General features: G+C 65.9%; 14 protein-coding genes. 5 read left to right on the top strand and 9 right to left on the bottom strand.

Annotation, left to right across the window (positions count from 1 at the left end; all coding sequences use genetic code 11):
- Positions 1-14 precede the first annotated feature (14 nt).
- The 5 genes from AB4118_RS11355 to AB4118_RS11335 are packed head-to-tail and all read left to right on the top strand — an operon-like array spanning position 15 to position 5,670.
- The gene (locus AB4118_RS11355; protein WP_441489815.1) at positions 15-1,958 is read left to right on the top strand and encodes a TonB-dependent receptor plug domain-containing protein; all 1,944 of its coding nucleotides are present in this window, start codon (positions 15-17) and stop codon (positions 1,956-1,958) included.
- Positions 1,955-2,821: an ABC transporter substrate-binding protein gene (locus AB4118_RS11350; RefSeq protein ID WP_441489814.1), complete on the top strand. Its 867-nt coding sequence runs from the start codon at positions 1,955-1,957 to the stop codon at positions 2,819-2,821. Before AB4118_RS11355 ends, AB4118_RS11350 begins: the two co-directional genes overlap by 4 nt.
- The gene (locus tag AB4118_RS11345) at positions 2,818-3,843 is read left to right on the top strand and encodes a FecCD family ABC transporter permease (protein ID WP_441489813.1); all 1,026 of its coding nucleotides are present in this window, start codon (positions 2,818-2,820) and stop codon (positions 3,841-3,843) included. The genes AB4118_RS11350 and AB4118_RS11345 overlap by 4 nt, the downstream gene beginning before the upstream one ends.
- Positions 3,843-4,643, top strand: a complete 801-nt coding sequence (locus AB4118_RS11340; protein WP_441489812.1) for an ABC transporter ATP-binding protein — start codon at positions 3,843-3,845, stop codon at positions 4,641-4,643. Before AB4118_RS11345 ends, AB4118_RS11340 begins: the two co-directional genes overlap by 1 nt.
- Positions 4,630-5,670: a DUF6925 family protein gene (locus AB4118_RS11335; RefSeq protein WP_441489811.1), complete on the top strand. Its 1,041-nt coding sequence runs from the start codon at positions 4,630-4,632 to the stop codon at positions 5,668-5,670. Before AB4118_RS11340 ends, AB4118_RS11335 begins: the two co-directional genes overlap by 14 nt.
- 209 nt (positions 5,671-5,879) lie before the next feature.
- Here the strand turns inward: AB4118_RS11335 and AB4118_RS11330 are convergent, their stop codons facing one another.
- From AB4118_RS11330 to pehA, 9 genes are all read right to left on the bottom strand, one after another.
- A complete protein-coding gene (locus AB4118_RS11330) occupies positions 5,880-7,355 on the bottom strand; it encodes an alkaline phosphatase family protein (RefSeq protein ID WP_441489810.1) in 1,476 nt (491 codons plus the stop codon).
- Complete coding sequence (locus AB4118_RS11325) at positions 7,352-8,275, bottom strand: sugar phosphate isomerase/epimerase family protein (protein WP_441489809.1); 924 nt, start codon at positions 8,273-8,275, stop codon at positions 7,352-7,354. Before AB4118_RS11325 ends, AB4118_RS11330 begins: the two co-directional genes overlap by 4 nt.
- Before the next feature lie 15 nt (positions 8,276-8,290).
- Positions 8,291-9,166, bottom strand: coding sequence for an ABC transporter permease (locus tag AB4118_RS11320; protein ID WP_441489808.1), 876 nt, complete (start codon positions 9,164-9,166; stop codon positions 8,291-8,293).
- A gap of 1 nt (position 9,167) precedes the next feature.
- A complete protein-coding gene (locus AB4118_RS11315) occupies positions 9,168-10,103 on the bottom strand; it encodes an ABC transporter permease (protein ID WP_069880364.1) in 936 nt (311 codons plus the stop codon).
- On the bottom strand, positions 10,103-11,095 hold the full coding sequence (locus AB4118_RS11310; protein WP_441489807.1) for an ABC transporter ATP-binding protein: 993 nt from the start codon (positions 11,093-11,095) through the stop codon (positions 10,103-10,105). The genes AB4118_RS11315 and AB4118_RS11310 overlap by 1 nt, the downstream gene beginning before the upstream one ends.
- Positions 11,092-12,102 carry an ABC transporter ATP-binding protein gene (locus tag AB4118_RS11305; protein WP_441490035.1) on the bottom strand — a complete coding sequence of 337 codons (1,011 nt, stop codon included), beginning with the start codon at positions 12,100-12,102 and terminating at the stop codon, positions 11,092-11,094. Before AB4118_RS11305 ends, AB4118_RS11310 begins: the two co-directional genes overlap by 4 nt.
- A gap of 5 nt (positions 12,103-12,107) precedes the next feature.
- Positions 12,108-13,745 (bottom strand): ABC transporter substrate-binding protein, encoded by a 1,638-nt coding sequence (locus AB4118_RS11300; protein WP_441489806.1) that lies wholly within the window; start codon positions 13,743-13,745, stop codon positions 12,108-12,110.
- A gap of 71 nt (positions 13,746-13,816) precedes the next feature.
- Positions 13,817-15,454, bottom strand: coding sequence for an ABC transporter substrate-binding protein (locus AB4118_RS11295; protein ID WP_441489805.1), 1,638 nt, complete (start codon positions 15,452-15,454; stop codon positions 13,817-13,819).
- Complete coding sequence (gene pehA, locus AB4118_RS11290) at positions 15,421-17,025, bottom strand: phosphoric/sulfuric ester hydrolase PehA (protein ID WP_441489804.1); 1,605 nt, start codon at positions 17,023-17,025, stop codon at positions 15,421-15,423. The genes AB4118_RS11295 and pehA overlap by 34 nt, the downstream gene beginning before the upstream one ends.
- Positions 17,026-17,722: the final 697 nt, after the last annotated feature.

The following is a 17,722-nucleotide window of genomic DNA, read 5'->3' as shown; positions in this document are numbered from 1 at the left end:
CCGAGGTTTCACCAGTGATCCGCCTTTCCCCGACCGCCCGGCGCGGCCGGCTGCTCATAGTCCTGCCGCTTCTCGTCTCTGCCAGCTCCCTGCCCGCCGGCCGGAGCTCGGCCCAGTCCGCTCCGGAAGCGATTTCCCTCGACGAGATCGTCGTCAGCGCGACGACGCGGCCCACGCCAGCCCGCGAGATCGCCAATTCCGTGACCGTCATCACCGCCGGCGATATCCAGCGCGAGCAGCGCCGAACCCTGCCGCAGGCCCTGGCCGCCGTTCCCGGCCTCAATATCGTGCAGATCGGCGGCCCGGGCGGGCAGACCTCGGTCTTCATGCGCGGCACCAACTCCAACCACGTCAAGGTCCTGATCGACGGCATCGAGGCCAACGACCCGTCGACGCCGAACCGCTCCTTCGATTTCGGCTCGGTGCTGACCGACGACATCGAGCGCATCGAAGTGCTGCGCGGTCCGCAAAGCGGCCTCTACGGCGCCAATGCACTGGGCGGTGTCATCTCGATCACGACCAAGCGCGGTGACGGTCCGCCAAAGCTGACGGCCCGCGCCGAGGCCGGCTCATACGGCACCTTCAACCAGGCGGTCAGTCTGAGCGGCGGCGACGACCGCTTCAACTACGCCCTCAGCATCGCCCATTTCAAATCGGATTCGACCCCGGTGACACCTGCCGGTCTCGTTCCACCCGGGCGCCGCATCAATCCAAACTCCTACGACAACTGGACCTATTCGGCCCGGTTGGGCGTCGCGCTGTCCGATACGCTGTCGCTGAACTGGGTCGGCCGCTACACCGACGGCTACCTGCTCTTCACCGGCGATTCCGGTTTTCCCAGCACGCCCAGCGGCTTCCGCAGCAGCCAGGACTATAAGCAGGCCTTCACGCGCGGAGAGGTCGTCTGGGATCCGCTCGGCGGGCGCTTCGTCAATCGCTTCGGACTGTCCTACAGCAACCAGGACCGTTCCAACCGCATTCCCAATGCCATTGGTATCCTCGGCCTGCCGACGGAGAATCTCGGCGAACGCACCAAGGTCGACTGGCGCGGCGACCTGGAGCTGATGAAGGGCCAGACCCTGGTGATGGGCCTGCAATATGAGCGCGAGCGGCTGGAAACCCGCGCCCTCACGGCATCCAATGGCAATACTGGCGCCTTTGCCGAACTGCAGTCGAATTTCAGCGACAGGCTCTTCATGGTCTCGAACATCCGCTACGACGATGACGAGACCTTCGGCGGCCACACGACCTACCGCATCGCGCCGGCCTATATCGTGCCGGGAACCGAGACCAAGCTGAAGGCGAGCTACGGCACAGGTTTCAAGGCGCCGACCCTGAGCGAGCGCTTCAGCGATTCTCGCCCGGCCTTCAACTTCTTCGGCAATCCGGACCTGAAGCCGGAGGAAAGCCGCGGCTGGGATCTCGGCTTCGAGCAGCCCTTGCTCGCAGACAAGGTCCGGTTCGGCGCCACTTATTTCCACAACGACATCGAGAACCTGATCGTCACCAACGCAGCACGGAACTCCTATGCCAATATCGGCAAGGCCACGACCAAGGGCGTCGAGGCCTTTGCCGCGCTCGAACTCTCGCCCCAGTTCAAGGTGCGGGCGGACTACACCTTCACCATCGCCAAGGACGACATCGCCCGGCAGGAGCTGCTGCGCCGTCCCCGTCACAAGGCCAGCGTAACGGCAAGCTGGACGCCGGTTGACAAGCTCACCCTTTCGGCGACGCTGATCTATGTGGGTGAGCGCGTCGACGGAAACCGAGACTTCTCGATATCGCGCATGCGGGCGCCGCGAGCTGCCATCGTCAATCTCGCCGCCGAGTACAAGGCAACCGATACGCTCAGTGTCTTCGGCCGCATCGATAACCTGCTGGACAAGCGCTACGAGAACCCCGTCGGCTTCCTGGTGCCGGGTCTCGGTGCCTATGGCGGGCTGAAGGTAACCCTGTGAAGCGCCGGGCAACCCACGCGATCACCGGCCCTGCGCTGGCGCTTGGCCTCTTGCTCGGGTTCGGCGGCCCGATTGCCGCCGAAACGCCGGCAAGGCCTTCCCGCATCGTCTCGCTGAACATGTGCACCGACGAACTGGTGCTGCGGCTCGCCGAGCGCGACCGCATCGCCTCGGTCACCTGGCTCTCCCAGGACCCGCGCAACGCCAACATGTCCGAGGTTGCCAGGACCATCCCGGCCAATCACGGCCTTGTGGAAGAGGTGCTGAGCTACAAGCCGGACCTGATCATCGCTGGCGCCTACACGACGCGCAGCACCGTCGCGCTGCTGAAGAAGGCGGGCGTACCCGTCCGCGAGTTCGGCGTGCCGCGCAGTCTCGCCGAAATGCGCACGCAGATCGCCGAGATGGCGGCCTTGCTCGGCGAGGAGGAACGGGGCAAGGCCCTGATCGCCGCGATAGACCAACGCCTCGAGGCACTCACCGCAAACCCGATCGCCGGCCATCCCAGGGCGCTCGTCCTGCGGCCGAACGGTTTCACGGTCGGGCGCGGCTCCCTCGTAGACGAAATCCTGACCCGCGCCGGTCTGACCAATCTCGCCGCCGAGCTCGGCATCGACAGCTATGGCCAGATCGCACTGGAGACGGTCGCGCTCGGCCAGGCCGACATGCTGATCCTCAACACCACGCCGGACGGCCCTCCCTCGCTCGCCCACGAGATCCTCGGCCATCCGCTGCTGGCGAAGCTCGGCGCGCGGCTCAGGCTTGTCGCCCTCCCCTCGAAACTCTGGACCTGCGCCGGACCGGCCGTGCTCGATGCCATTGAGCTGCTGGCCGCTTCCCGCAAGCAAGGATCGCGCTCATGACAATCGCGGTTCAGGGCAGGATACGGGACAGGGCGCCAAAGCTGGGGCGGCTCATTGTCATGCTGGCCCTGTTGATGCTGGCCATGATGCTCGTTTCCATGGCGGTGGGTTATGCCCCACTCGACATCAAGGCGGCCCTCGCCGACGCCCTCGCCGGACGGAAGACCCTGCCGGCGCTCGTCCTTGTCGAGCTGCGCTTGCCGCGCGCGCTGCTGGGCGCGCTCGTCGGTTTCAGTCTCGGGCTTGCCGGCGCCGCCATGCAGGGCCTGCTGCGCAATCCGCTTGCCGAACCCGGAATCCTCGGAATTTCAAGCGCCGCCGCCTTCGGCGCGGTCGTGGTCTTCTACAGCGGCTTGTCGGCGACGATGGCGCTCGCCCTCCCCTTGGGCGGCATGGCCGGCGCCGCAATGGCGACGCTTCTGCTCTATGCCTTCCTGGGGCGCGGCGCCGGAACGATGACGCTGATCCTCGCCGGTGTCGCGATCAACAGCTTCGCGGGTGCGATGACGGCGCTTGCGCTCAACCTCGCGCCAAATCCTTACGCAGCGTTGGAAATTGTCTTCTGGCTGATGGGCTCGCTCGCGGACCGCAGCCTGCTCCATGTCTGGCTCGTGCTGCCGCCGATGATCCTCGGCTGGCTGTTGCTGCTGTCGACCGCGCCTGCCCTCGACGCACTCACCCTGGGCGAGGACACCGCAAAGAGCCTTGGCTTCGACCTGGCCTGGCTGCGTGCCCGGCTGATCGGCGGAGCTGCACTCGCCGTCGGCAGTGCGGTCGCAGTCACCGGTGCGATTGGTTTCGTTGGTCTTGTCGTGCCGCATCTGCTGCGCCCGCTGGTCGGGAACCGACCGGGCCGGCTGCTGCTCGTCAGCGGCTTCGGTGGAGCGATCCTGACACTCCTCGCCGATACCGCGCTGCGCCTCACCCCGATCCGTCCCGAGCTGAAGCTCGGTGTGGTGACGGCGCTGATCGGAGCCCCCTTCCTGTTCCACCTGATCCATCGCCTGCGGCGGGAGGTCTGATGAAGATCGAAGCCTCGGGAATTTCGCTCACGCTCGGCGGGAAGCCGATCCTGCGCGACATCGATATCGCGCTTTCGGCAGGTGAAATGGTCGGGCTGATCGGCCCCAACGGCGCCGGCAAGACGACCTTGCTGCGTGTGCTCGCCGACCTCGTCACACCTGATTCCGGCGAGGTGCACTATGACGGGGTGACCGTTCGGACGCTCGGGCGCAAGGAGTTGGCGCGGCGCATCGCCTTCCTTGCGCAGGGCGGCGCGGTGCACTGGTCGATGCGCGCGGCAGCGCTCGTCGGGCTTGGGCGGTTGCCGCATCGCCAGCCCTTTGCCGGAGAGAACGAGGCGGATCGCGCCGCGATCATGCGGGCCATGGCAGCAGCCGACGCTACCGCCTTTGCCGACAGGACAGTCGAGACCCTCTCGGGCGGGGAACGCATGCGCGTGCTGCTGGCGCGCGCGCTAGCCGTCGAGGCGTCGATCCTGCTTGCCGACGAACCTCTGGCGGCGCTCGACCCGCTGCATCAACTCGAGGTCATGGAGCTTCTGCGCCGGACCGCCGCCGGCGGAACCGGGGTGGCGGTCATTCTGCATGACCTGACACTGGCGGCGCGCTTCTGCGATCGCCTGATCCTGCTCGACCGCGGCAGGCTCATTGCCGACGGGTCGCCCGAAACCGTCCTCAGCGACGCCAATCTTGCTGACGTCTTCGGCATTGCGGCGGCCCGCGGCCTGGAAGCAGGCATGCCCTATCTGTTGCCCTGGCGGCGCCTCACATCGGAACAATCTCGACATGACAGCCCGTGACGACATCCGTGCGCTCCTGCGCGCCCATCTCGCCGATCCAGCCTCGCAATGGAATCTCGGCACCTTTGGCGCCATTGCGGAGTTCATGCGCGATTCGAACGAACCCGTTCAGTTCACTGATAAGACTCACGTCCTTGCGGCGACGACTGCACGCGGCGGCATCGGCTTCGGCGATCTGACGGATGTCACGCCCTTTGCATCGGAATCCGCGACCGGCCAGGGCTGGAACCACCGCATCGCGCTCTGTCTGCCCGACGCAGCCTGCGCAATGAACCGGCGCACCGTCCTGACCGAGATCGGTCCCGATGGCGACGCCCTGCGCGAGCAGGATCGTGAGGGCATTCTCTTCGACATGGGCCTCGATACCCTGCAAGTCGATATCTGCATCCGAACCAACACTCCCGTGCTGATCGAGGCCTTGCGCGTCGAATGCGGTCGCCCGCTATTCGAGGCCGGCAACACCGCCATGGCCGCCATCGTCGCAGCCGGGCCGCATCGCGTCTTCATCACGCGCTTCGGCCGTTGCGAAGTCTACCAGCCAATCCCCCCGGCAGACGGCAGGAGTCCCGAGGGGCCGCATACCCATGTCCTGCCCAAACTGATGCGCTCCGGACGGACCCATGCCGCCACGGAGCCGGTACCGGAGGGGCTGGTGCCCTGCGCGCATCTCGTGCCGGCGCATCCGATCAAGGACGCAATGGGCTTGCCGACGCCCTTCGATGCGAACGCCCACGGGCAGTTCCAGGACCTTCTGGAACGCTATGGCGACGCCGCACTGGTCAGGTTGAAACAGAGGGTGCTGGCCGCCATTGCCGCTGGAGCCGCCCCCTCCACCATTCCAGCCCCACGGGATCGTTTTGCCCGACACGCGCTGCGGGCGACATTGCGCCAACTCGCGCTGTCCGGCGACGCCCTGCCCGGGCTTTCCGCCTGGATCTCAGCTCATGACGAGCGGCGGGCAGATGATGCCGGGGTGGAAGGCGCTGGCGCGGATGACACCGCTGATGCCTATGGCCATGCGAGCTGAGGAGGCAGAGCATCCCTCAGCCTGGCGCTCTCGGCTTCAAGCTCCTGGTCGCTCCGGTGCCGAAGGAAGGCGAGACGGAGCGTCAACTCTACCCACCCACATGTGCCGGTGGCTCGTATGGCTGGCACGACGGCCCAGCATTTCGAAGGTGTCGGACATGTCGCGTCGATGCCCTTCGGACAGGCGCGGTAAGCGCTTCCGCCCCGGGGTCAGCCTCGTGCGCCGGAGAGGATGATGCGCGATCCCTTGCGGTCGACGCGTTCGAGGCGCTGACGGAACCCGCCGGTGCCGGTCTCGAACGAACGGGTCTCCTGCTCCATCGCCGGCTGCGCCAGATTGCGGCCCAGCATCGTCCGTGCCGGAGAAAGGCCGAGGATGCCGAGAACGGTCGGGCCGATATCGATGATGCCGCAGGCGCGGGCATCCTTCGCCCCGGTTTCGAAGCCGGCGCCGCGGATGGCCAGGACCGTGTTGAGTTCGTGCCGGTTGAGGCCGCCGTGCATGCCGCCCCCGACCGGGACATCGGCCTTGGTCAGGAGCCCGAACCCGGGATTGCCATAGCTGTCCGGCTCGTCGTCCGACCGCAGAACATAGACGAGATCGGGCTGGCGAACATGGTCGAGATCGACCAGCGAGAGCGCAAAACTTCCCTCGACCTCACCCTCGACCTCGTTGCGGGCCTTCGAGAAGAGCATGCCCAGGAAGTCCTGCTCCCGGAGCCAGGCGGCAATCGCGTCGCGCCGGGCCGCTCCTCCCTCGAGGATGCGGATCTCCCCCATATTGCCGCCGGTCATCGAGAAGCTGGCGCCCGCCAACGTGCGCTCGGCGGCACGGCGGCCGGCATGGCCCTGACCACGTAACAACTCGGAGAGGGCGAGCTCGCCCTTGGTCGAGATCTGACCGTGATCGGAGGCTGCGATGACGGCATAGCGCTCGGCATCGGGCTGCGCCTCGATCCATTCAAGCAGCCTGCCGAAGGCGGCATCGACATGCTTCAGCACCGCGAGCGTCTCGGGCGAGCCGAGAAAGCGGTAGTGGAAGGACGTGTCGGGCTCATTGAACCAGATCAGCGCGACGTCGGGCTTCATCTCGGCCAGCACATGCTCGCGCAGCACGCGCTCGGCATAATCGATCTCCTCGAAGCGGGGCAGGCTGCGCGGCGGCAACGCACCGAAGCGCGCGACGACCTCGTCCACCGCCTCTGGCGTCTGGCTGTGCTCGCGCCCGAGGATCGAGAAGGTCCAGTGGCCATTGGCCCTGGCGCGCGGATTGATCAGGTAGGCCGAACCGGCCGAACCCGTATGGACCACGGCGAAGCGCTTGCCCGCCTTCGCGAGCACATCTCCGAAGCTCTCGGCCGCGACGAGGCCTCCGCCGGTTACAGCCTCTGCCAGAGCGATATCGTCTGCGCGGCTCATGTCGAGCGCATGCTCTCGCGTCACCTCAGGGAACAGGAAGGCGTTGCCGACGACGCCGTGCACCTTTGGCGGCGCGCCGGTTGCGATCGAGGTGGTGGCCACACGTGTCATTGAAGGAAAGACGCTGCGCGCCTCGCGGAACCAGGTGCCTTGCCCGGTGAACCGCGCCAGGTTCGGCATCAGCTCGGGCGTGATGAAGTCCGGACGCAGGCCATCGAAGACGCAGATGACAACGCGGGCGGCTGCAGCCCTGGCGGAATCGATCACGCGCTCCTCCTCAGGCCGCTGGTCAGCGCCTGCATCGCAAGCGCCCGGGTTGCGGCCACGCATTCATCGACCGCGTACCAGAAACGCGGATTGAGCTCGATGTTGAAGAGTACGCCATCCGGGAAGACACAGGCCTCCACGAGCTCCTGCCAGGGGATGTCGCCCCAGCCGACCGGCAAGTGCAGGTCGCCATGCCCGAAAGCGAGCTTCTCGCTCAGGCTAAAGGTCTCGATCGCGTCGGCCCGGCCGAAGGAATCGTGCACGTGCAAATGCTTGGCGAGCGGCGCGAGCGCCTTGATCTCCGAGAGATAGTCGCCGCCGAAATAGCCCGTGCGCAAATAGGAATGGCTGAAATCGAGCGTTGCCCAGACGTGGGAATGGCCGATCTCTGTGAGTTCCTCGGCGAGCCTCGACGGCATCGAGGCGTGCATCCTGCCATGGTGGCCACCGAACATGGTCTCGACGCAAAGCAGCAGCTCGAACTCGCGCGCCACATCTCCCGCCCGCGACAACCACTCGCGCTGGCGATCATAGGCAGCCTCGACCACCTCGCCGGGCTGGGCCGGCATCACGCCGGAATGCATCACGTAATGCACGGCGCCGACCTCGGCCGCGACCTCCAATGAGGCTTTGAGCACCTCGAAATGGCGCGGCAGACGCGCGGGATCGTCGAAGAAATTGATCGCCAGCGGACCATGTGCGGAATAGGCGAGCTTGCGCCCGGCACAGGCCCGCTTGAGCAGTTCAAGATGCGGACGGCGGATTCGCCCGCCGATGATCAGGTCCATATCGAAGATCGGCAACTCCGTGGACTCGACGCCGAGCGTCTCGACCTTGTCGAGGATCGCGGCGAAATCGGAGAGGTCGCTCTTCGGACGCGGTGCCGTGATGCCGAAACCGCGGACGCCATTGGGATGCATGTTGTCTCTCCAGGATCAGCGCAGGGTCGGATCGAGCCGATCGCGCAGCCAGTCACCGACGAGACTCACCGCCAGCGTCGTCAGCACAATGGTGCAGGCTGGCGCGAGCATGATCCAGGGGGCACGGGTCAGATATTCGCGACCATAGCCGACCATGTTGCCGAGGCTCGTCATTGGGGGCTGAACACCGAGCCCCAGAAAGGACAACCCGCTCTCCAGCAGGATGACTTCGGGAAAGGTCAGCGTCATCGAGACGATCAGCGTCGAGGCGATGTTCGGCAGGATATGGCGCAGGTAGACGCGCGCCGGACTAGCCCCGATCTGGCGCACCGCCCCGGCATAGCCCTGCGCCCCTGCCGAGATCGCCAGGCCGCGCGAGATGCGGGCATAGCGCTCCCAGCCATAGAGCCCCATCAGCCCGATGAAGAGCGGCAGTGCATTGCCGAAGAAGGCAAGCACCGAGAGCGCCAGGATCAGGAAGGGCATGGCCGCCTGGAAATCGGCCAGCATCAGCACGAACTGCTCGACCCAGCCGCGGAAATGCGCGGCGAGAAAGCCCATCACGGTGCCGAACACCGCCGAGATCACGGTCGCACCGAAGGCGACCAGCAGCGAGATGCGGATCGAAACGATCAGGCGCGAGAGCACGTCGCGGCCGAGTTCGTCGGTACCGAGCCAGTGCAGCACATGGCCGGGCGGCGAAAGCCGATTGCGCAGGTCGTAGGCCGTGAAGCGATAGGGCGTGATCCAGTCCGCCGTCAGCGCCACGATCAGGATGAAGCCGATCCAGATCAGCCCGAACCAGACCAACAGCGGGATGCGGTTTTTCGGCTGGGGGGCGACCTTGTCGACGGTGGCGGCCGCAGGGCCAGCGGCTGTGATGTCGGCCATCTCAATGCGCTCCTGCCTTGGCGCCGCTGCGCAGGCGTGGATCGAGCACGCCATAGAGCAGATCGACGATCAGATTGGCGCTGACCATGGTGATTGCGACCAGCAGGAGGATGCACTGCACGATGGCAAGATCGCGGTTGGCGACGGACACCACCAGCAGCCGCCCGACGCCCGGCCAGGAGAATACGCTCTCGACCACAACAGCGCCGGCGATCAGGCTGCCGACCATGAAGCCGACGATGGTGACGGTCGGGACTGCGGCGTTGGGCAGCGCGTGGCCGCGCACCACGGCAGGCCACGGCACGCCCTTGGCGCTGGCCGTACGGATATAGGATTGGCCGAGCACCTCGAGCATGGCGCTGCGGGTGAAGCGGGCAAGGACTGCCGCGCCGCCAATGCCGAGCGTCAGCACCGGCAGGATGGCGTGGCGCCAGCTCTCCTGGCCGCCGGAGGGCAGCCAGCCGAGCTGGACCGAGAAGATCAGCACCAGCACCAGGCCGAGCACGAAGCTCGGTACTGTGAAGCCGGCGACTGCCGTGACCATGACGATGCGGTCGATCAGGCTGTCGCGGTGGAGGGAGGCATAGATGCCGGCGGGGATGCCGATGCCGAGCTTGAGGGCAAGCGCCGGCAAGGTCAGCGCCAGCGTGGCCGGGATGCGCTCGGCGACGAGTTCGAGAGCCGGCCGGCCGTCGCGCATCGACTGGCCAAGCTCACCCTGCCCGATCGCCGAGAAATAGCGGAGATATTGCAGCCAGATCGGATCATCGAGGCCCCAGGCCTTGCGGAAGGCGGCGATGGCCTCGGGCGGCGCATCCACGCTCATGATGATCAGGGCCGGGTCTCCGGAAAGCCTCAGCACCACGAAGGCGAAGGTCACCACGAGGGCAACGGTCAGCGCCGCGCGCCCGAGACGCAGAAAGAAGAAACGCAGCATCAGCTCGCAGCCTTCAGGAAATTGGCCTGGTCATGTGCAACATGGCAGGCAGCAAGCCGGCCGTCCGGCATCGGCTTCAGCAACGGGCTCTCGACCTTGCAGCGCTCGCGCGCCGCGTGACAGCGGGGGTGGAAGGCGCATCCGGACGGGCGCGCCGCCGGGTTCGGAGGGTCGCCCTGCAGCACGATTCGGGGGCGCGCGCGGCGGCCGGGCACCGGAGCGGCCGAAACCAGGGCCTCCGTATAAGGATGCGCCGGGTCGGAGAGCAGCAGATCGGCTTCGCCCTCTTCGACGATCCGGCCAAGATACATCACCGCGACGCGATGGCTGACCTGCCTGATCACCTTGAGATCGTGGCTGATGAAGAGCAGACCCAGGCCGAGCTCCTCCTGGATATCGACCAGAAGATTGATCACCTGCGCCTGAATCGAAACGTCGAGCGCCGAAACCGGCTCGTCGCAGACCAGGAGGTCGGGCTTGGTGGCGAGCGCACGCGCGATCACGGCGCGCTGGCGCTGCCCGCCGGAGAGTTCATGCGGGTAGCGCCGGCTCTGGTCGGCGCGCAGGCCGACCGATTGCAGCAACGCGAAAGCCAGCGCCTCGCGCTCCTTCGGCTCGCCGAGCCCATGCACGTCGAAGGGCTCGCGCACCTGTTCGACGATCTGGAGACGCCGGTCGAGCGCGCCCAGCGGGTCCTGGTAGATCATCTGCATGCGCGCGCGCATCTGGCGCCAGGCCAAGGTGTCCGTGGCCGGCATCGGAGCGCCGTTGAACAGAACATCCCCCGCGTCGGGCTTCTCGAGCCCGAGCGCGAGCCGGCCCGTGGTCGATTTGCCGGAGCCGGATTCACCGACGAGGCCAAGCGTCCGGCCACGCTCGACCGTCAGCGAGACGCCGTCGACGGCGCGCACCTCGATAGATCGGCCCAGCAGGCCTTTGCGCATGCCGTAGCAGCGCGCGACATTTCTCGTCTGAAGCAAGGGAGCGCTCATGCGTAGACCGGCTTCCGCGGACGGACAGGTTCCGCTTGAAGCGCCTTGATGCAGGCCGCAAAGCGTCCCGGCGCCTTCCAGGCCAGCGGTGGCACGCCTGCGTCGCAGGCCTCGCCCCGCCGTGGGCAACGTGGCGCGAAGGCGCAGCCGGGTGGCAGGTTCCAAGGCTCGGGCACATTGCCCTCGATCGGGTCGAGCCTGCGGCGCACGCCTTCCAGCGGCGGCAGCGCCGCGATCAAGCCCTGCGTGTAGGGATGCAGCGGCTCGTCGAACAGCGACTGAGCCTCGGCGGTCTCGATGATCCGCCCGGCATACATCACGCAGACCCGGTCGCAGGTCTGCGATATCACGCCGAGATCATGGCTGATCAGCACGAGCGCCATGTCGGTCTCGCGCCGGATCTTGGTCAACAGCTCGAGGATCTGCGCCTGGATGGTGGCATCGAGCGCCGTGGTCGGTTCGTCGGCCACGAGCAGGTCGGGTTTGCCGGCGAGCGCCATGGCGATCATTACGCGCTGGTTCTGGCCACCCGAGAGCTCATGCGGGAACGCGTCGAGGCGGCACGCCGCGTCTGGAATCCCGACGAGATCGAACAGGCGTTTCGCCTCCGCCCTGATCGCCGCACCCGAGAGGCCGCCATGCAGCGCCAGGGCCTCGCCCACCTGCTTGCCGAGGCGAAGGACCGGGTTGAGCGCGCTCGCCGGATCCTGGAAGATCATGGCAATGCGCCCACCACGCACCGTGTCCAGCACGTCCGGTTCGGCGTCGATCAGTTCCGTGCTGCCCAGCCTGACATTGCCGGAGACGCTCGCCTTCTTCGGCAGCAGGCCGAGGGCTGCCAGCCAGGTCACCGATTTGCCGCAGCCGGACTCGCCGACCAGGCCGACCGCCTCGCCGCGTGCGACCGAGAGATCGATGCCGTGCAACACCTTCACGCCGTCGAAGGCGACCGTCAGTCCATTGATCTCGACCAGCGGGTCAGCGACGCTGCCGAACCTGTCCAACATCGTGCTCACGAGCGGATCCCGCCCCAATTGCGCGCCCTGAAATCCATGACGAAGGCCTGTGCCGCCTTCCACTGGATATCCCGGCGCTTCGCCGTGAAATTCGCTGTCTGGTGCAGCACGGTATAGGCGGGGTCCTCACGCTCGCAGATTTCCAGGATGCGGCGGAACATCGCCTTGCGCCTGGCACGGTCGGTCGAAGTTTCAAGCTCGTCGGACAGCTTGCCCATCTCGTCGTTGCGCCATTCGCCAATCTGCCATTGCTGGCCGGTCGGGCCGTGCTGGGCGGTGATCGAGGCGACAGGATCGTTGAAGGCGGCGCTGTTCGACCAGTCGCGTACCGCCCGCGTCGGCCCCTTTGCCAGAACCTGCGGGAAGTTCTCCTTGCTTTCGATTTCGACGTTCAGGCCGATCTCGCGCCAGCTCTCGATCAGCACCTGCGCCGTTGAAACCTGGCCGGTATAGTAATTGTTGAGCAGCCGGTAAGGAATCGTGTCGCCCTTGTAGCCCGACTGCTTCACCAGTTCGCGGGCGAGTTTGGGATCGAAGGCCGGGACCGCCCAATCGGCGATGAACATGTCGCCGTAGAACTCCCATTGCAGGCCCTTGGGCACGCGGGTGCGCCCGCCCCAGAGCGCATCGACGATGGTCTGGCGGTCGATGGCATGGGTCATGGCCCGACGCACCAGCGGGTTCTCGAGCTGCGGGTGCGTCTTGTCGAAGGTCGTCAGGCGGTGATTGGCGATCAGGCCGCCGAGCACCTCATGACGCGGGTTCTTCTCGATCTCGCTGATCTGGTCAGGCGGGATATCGCAGGCAAAGTCATACTCGCCCGAACGCAGACCGTTGATGCGGGACGCCGTCTCCGGCACCTCGACAAACCGGATCTGCCTAAGCGGCGGCCGGCCGCCCCAGTAGGCGTCATGCGCGACGAGCGTCAGCGACTGGTCCGGCTTGAACTCGGCGATCCCATAGGGCCCTGTGCCGACGGGCTTGCGCGCCCAGTCGAGCCAGCTTCCAGCCTCGGCAAAGGCCTTGCGCGAGACGATGATGCCGACATTGCGCGAGATACGGCCTTCGAGCGTCACGTCGGGTGTCTTGTTGACGAAGCGAACGGTCTGCGGATCGACGATCTCGATTTTCTCGAAGCCCGGGAAGGCTCGCCTCGCCACCGCCACCACCTCGGCGGGCGGCTGCTTGCCGGCGGCGCCGGCAGTCACCGAACCGAATAGCCCGGCCGTGCCCGCCTGCCCCGCTCCGCCCCACATCCGTTCGGAGCCGAAGGAGAAGGCGACGTCCTCGGCAGTCATGGTCTCGCCATTATGAAACGTCACGCCCTGGCGTAGCGTCAGCTCGACGGTGCGGTCGTCGATGCGGCGCCAGGCCGTGGCGAGGCCCGGCCGGAGCGACAGGTCGCCGGCCCAGTCGGTATCGATCAGGCTCTCGGCATAGCTGTAGAAGGTGCGAGTGCCGACATTGGACTGCTCGCGCAGCGTTTCCAACGTGTTGGAATTGGCGATCTTCTGGACCGCGATGGTGATCGAGGGCCGGTTATCGGCCTGCGCGATCGCGAAGCGCGGCAGGATCAGGGCACCGGTCGAGGCCGCGCCGAGGCCAAGCGCATGGCGGCGTGTCAGATGGGTCAAGGAACCCTCCAGAAGTCATCGGAAACAGAAAACGGCGCGCCCTTTCGGGGCGCGCCGCGATAAGACTGCGTTCAGCTCCGGCCGCCCCAGTTCTCGGCGCGGAAATCCATGGCGAAGGCCGGCGAGGCCTTCCAGGCCAGTGCCTTGGGCTTGGCCGTGAAGGTCGCGTTCTGGTGCAGCACCGTATAGGCCGGGTCCTCGCGCTCCGTGATTTCCAGCATGCGGCGGAACGCAGCCTTGCGGCGGGCGCGGTCGGTCGAGGTTTCGAGTTCGACCGAGAGCGTGTTCATCTCGTCATTGCGCCATTCGCCGGCCTGCTGCTGCTGGCCGTTTGGACCGTGCTGGGCGACGATCGAGGAGACGGGATCGTTGAAGGGCGCCGAATTCGACCAGTCGCGTACCGCCCGGGTCGGCGTGCGCTCGAGAATCTGCTGCCAGTTCTCCTTGACCTGGATTTCGACGTTGAGCCCCGCCTCTTTCCACATCTCGACCAGGACCTGCGCCGTGGCAGTCTGGTTGGTGTAGTAGTTGTTGAGCAGCCGATAGGGGATCGGATCGCCCTTGTAGCCGGACTGCTTGACCAGCTCGCGCGCCAGCTTCAGATCGAAGGCCGGCACCGCCCAATCGGCGTGGTACATCTCGCCATAATAGGGCCATTGCAGCCCCTTCGGCACGACGGTACGGCCGGCCCAAAGCGATTCGACGATCGCCTGCCGGTCGATCGAATGTGTCATGGCGCGGCGAACCAGCGGATTTTGCAGCTGCGCATGGTTCTTGTCGAACACCGTCAGGCGGTGATTGAGGATGGTCCCGCCCTGTACCTCGAAGGCGGGATTCTTCTCGATCTGCGAGATCTGGTCCGGCGGGATATCGCAGGCGAACTGGTACTGGCCGGAGAGCAGCCCGTTGATGCGGGACGCCGTCTCCGGCACCTCGACAAAACGGATCGACTTCAGCGGCGGGCGGCCACCCCAGTACTCGTCATGGGCCTCGAGCAACAGCGAGACGTCCGGGCGATACTCGGCGATCCGGTAGGGGCCTGTCGTGACCGGCCTGGTCGCCCAGTCGCTATAGGTCTTCGCCTCTTCGAAGGCGCGACGATTCATGATCTCGCTGCCATAGCGCGAGATGCGGCCCTCCATCGTCACGTCGGGCGTGCCGTTGACGAAGCGCACCGTGTATTTGTCGACGATCTCGATGCCGAGCAGAGCCGGCCAGGAGCGGCGCGCCACCGCCGGCACTTCCGCCGGCAGTTCCTTGTTGGCGCGGCCACCACCCACGACGAAGTCGACCGAGATCGTCTTGCCTTGCGACGGCTGCGTGTCGCCGAACATGCGCTGTTTGCTGAAGGAGAACGCGACGTCCTCCGCCGTCAGCTCATCGCCGTTATGGAACTTCACGCCGCGGCGCAGCTTGAGCTCGACGGTCTTGTCGTCGATGCGCTTCCACTCGGTGGCAAGACCGGGAACCGTCTCGAGATTGCCGAGCCAGTTGCGGCCGATCAGCCCCTCCCAGATCGACGAGAAGAAGACACGCTCACCGACATTGGACTGCTCGCGCAGCACGTCGAGCGTGTTGGAATTGGCGATCTTCTGCACTGCGATGGTGATCGAGGGCCGGTTATCGGCCTGCGCGATCGCAAAGCGCGGCAGAATGAGGGCCGAGCCGCCGAGCGCTATTGCGCCGCGACGCGTGAAGGAACCGACCATTGTTCATCTCCTGAGGGGGTGGCGTTGGGATCGCGCTCCTCGAGCCCGCGCGGGCCGGAGCGGAAATGGGTCAGGGTCCGGTCGGCATGGATCAGCCGCCAGGACAGCGCCTTCTGGGCATAGTCGCGCACCAGGGCGGCATAGGCCGGGTCCTCGGCCAGATTGACGAACTGGTGCGGATCCTTGGCGAGGTCGAAGAAGAGCGGCGGCAGCGCGGCGAAATGGACGTATTTGTAGTGCTCGTCCTGGATCACGCAGAGGCTGGACTGATCCATGTGGAGGCCCAGCACCTGCTCCGGCTGGGAGTAGTGCACGTCGCGGAAATCGTATTCGTAGTGCAGCTCGCTGCGCCAATCCGCCGGCCGTCCCTCGCTGAGGAACGGCATCACCGAGCGCCCGTCGCAGGCGCGCGGCGCCTCGCCGCCGAGCCAGTCGAGAATGGTCGGCATCACGTCGACACTCTCGGTGAAGGAGGCCTCGATCGCACCGCGACGCTCATCCGCTCCGCGCGGGTCCTTCACCACCAACGGAATGCGGAAGCTCTCGTCGTTGAAGCCGATCTTGCCGAGCAGGTGGTGGTCGCCGAGCTGCTCGCCATGATCGCTGGTGAAGACGATCAACGTGTCGTCCCACTGCCCGGTCTCGTCGAGATAGGCGAAAACCCGGCCGAGGCAGTCGTCGATCTCGGTGATCAGGCCGCAATAGGTCGCCCGCATCTGGCGGATTTCAGCCTCGTCCAAGGTCGCGCCCGAGCCTTCTGCGCCGTGGAAGAAGGAGCCGCGCTTGATCGAGTCGATGTAGAACTTGGTCAGCGGATGCTGAGCCGCCTCGGCTTCCGGTGATTCCGCCCGCACCAACCCGGGCATATCCTCCGGGCGGTACATCGCGTGATAGGGCGCCGGCGCAACGAAGGGCGGATGCGGACGATAATAGCCGAGATGCAGGAAGAACGGCCGGCCGGCGCGCCCCTTCAGATAGGTCAGCGCGCGTTCGGTGAAGAAGGTCGAGTCGGAGAATTCCTTGGGGATGCGCGACGGCTTGTCGGTCGCGCCCGGCACCGAGTCCTCGCCCTCCGGCAGCCAGATATCCTCGCGCTTTTCCGGCAGTTCGAAGCCGTTCTGCGCCACCCAGCCGAAATAGCCGTCCATATTGGGCTCGAAGGCGCCGACCGAACGGAAACCGTCCATCAGGTCGCCGAGCACGAGGAAGCGCGGGTCGTTCTTCGAGGTCGCACGCGGGTCGGGCGTCGTCGTGGTGTAGCCGATCAGCGCAGGATCATAGCCGATGGCGCGCAGCGCCTTGCCGAGATTGAAATGGCGCTGGTCGAGCGGCACCGTGTTCTGCACGGCGCGGTGGTTCATCAGGTAGAGGCCGGTGAGCAGGCTGGCCCGGGCCGGACCGCAAGGCACGCAGGCCGTGACATGGTTGCGGAAGGTCACGCCCTCCGCGCAAAGGCGATCGAGATTCGGCGTCTTCAGGAAGGGATCGCGCCCCTCGGCCCGCATCAGATGCGGTATGAAATCGGCGCGCCATTGGTCGACGACGATCAGGAGAACATTCTGGCGTTTCATTCTCGGCAATCCAGCTGTGAGGCCGCCTGCCTAGGTCGCCTGGATGACGCCGGGATGACTGTTGGATGAAAGCCAGGGCAGCCATCTTGCGAGTGTTCGCCAAGCTGGAATGGTGACCTTGCGTCTCTGCCCAGCGCGCTGCCGGTGCGCCAGCAATGTCGGAGTTGCGCGCTGACGAAGGCGGGATGCCCCGCAGGTCACGTACGTCCAGCGCATGAGGCAAAGCCTTTCGAGCACCTCGCCGTCCAGAGGCGTTTATCCCGGTTCGAGAGCGATCTTTGAAAAGACGTTTCATTGACCGAAGCAACCTGATGCAGAATGATCATAGTATCGACGGTGTCGATCGCGGGATTTGCTGGAGCAGCTTGCACCGCGTCACCAAAGCTAAAAGCACCACGAATGCATTCGTGGGCTCCCGATTGCTGGAGACACGTTCATGACTGAATCAACATCGAAGAGAATTCCACTTTATATTCATAAAACTGCGTCTGATCGGGCGCATCGATGTTGAACACTCCTGCGTGCCGGGCCTGAACGGCACCGCGCCCCGCTCCTCCTGATCCCGCGTGGGTAACGCCGCTCAGCTCGGCCGCGGCGGAGCCATGCCGAACACCGTCGACGCCTCGGATTTGGGTCAGACAGTGTTCTGGCCCGCTCGGAACGTCCCACCACCCCTCTTTTCGGCTCGGCCGCTGGC

Source organism: Allobosea sp. 2RAB26 (assembly GCF_052115465.1).
Classification (GTDB): Bacteria; Pseudomonadota; Alphaproteobacteria; order Rhizobiales; family Beijerinckiaceae; genus Allobosea.
Note: the sequence above shows the minus strand (reverse complement) of the source record. Positions and strands in the feature narration are given on the sequence as shown.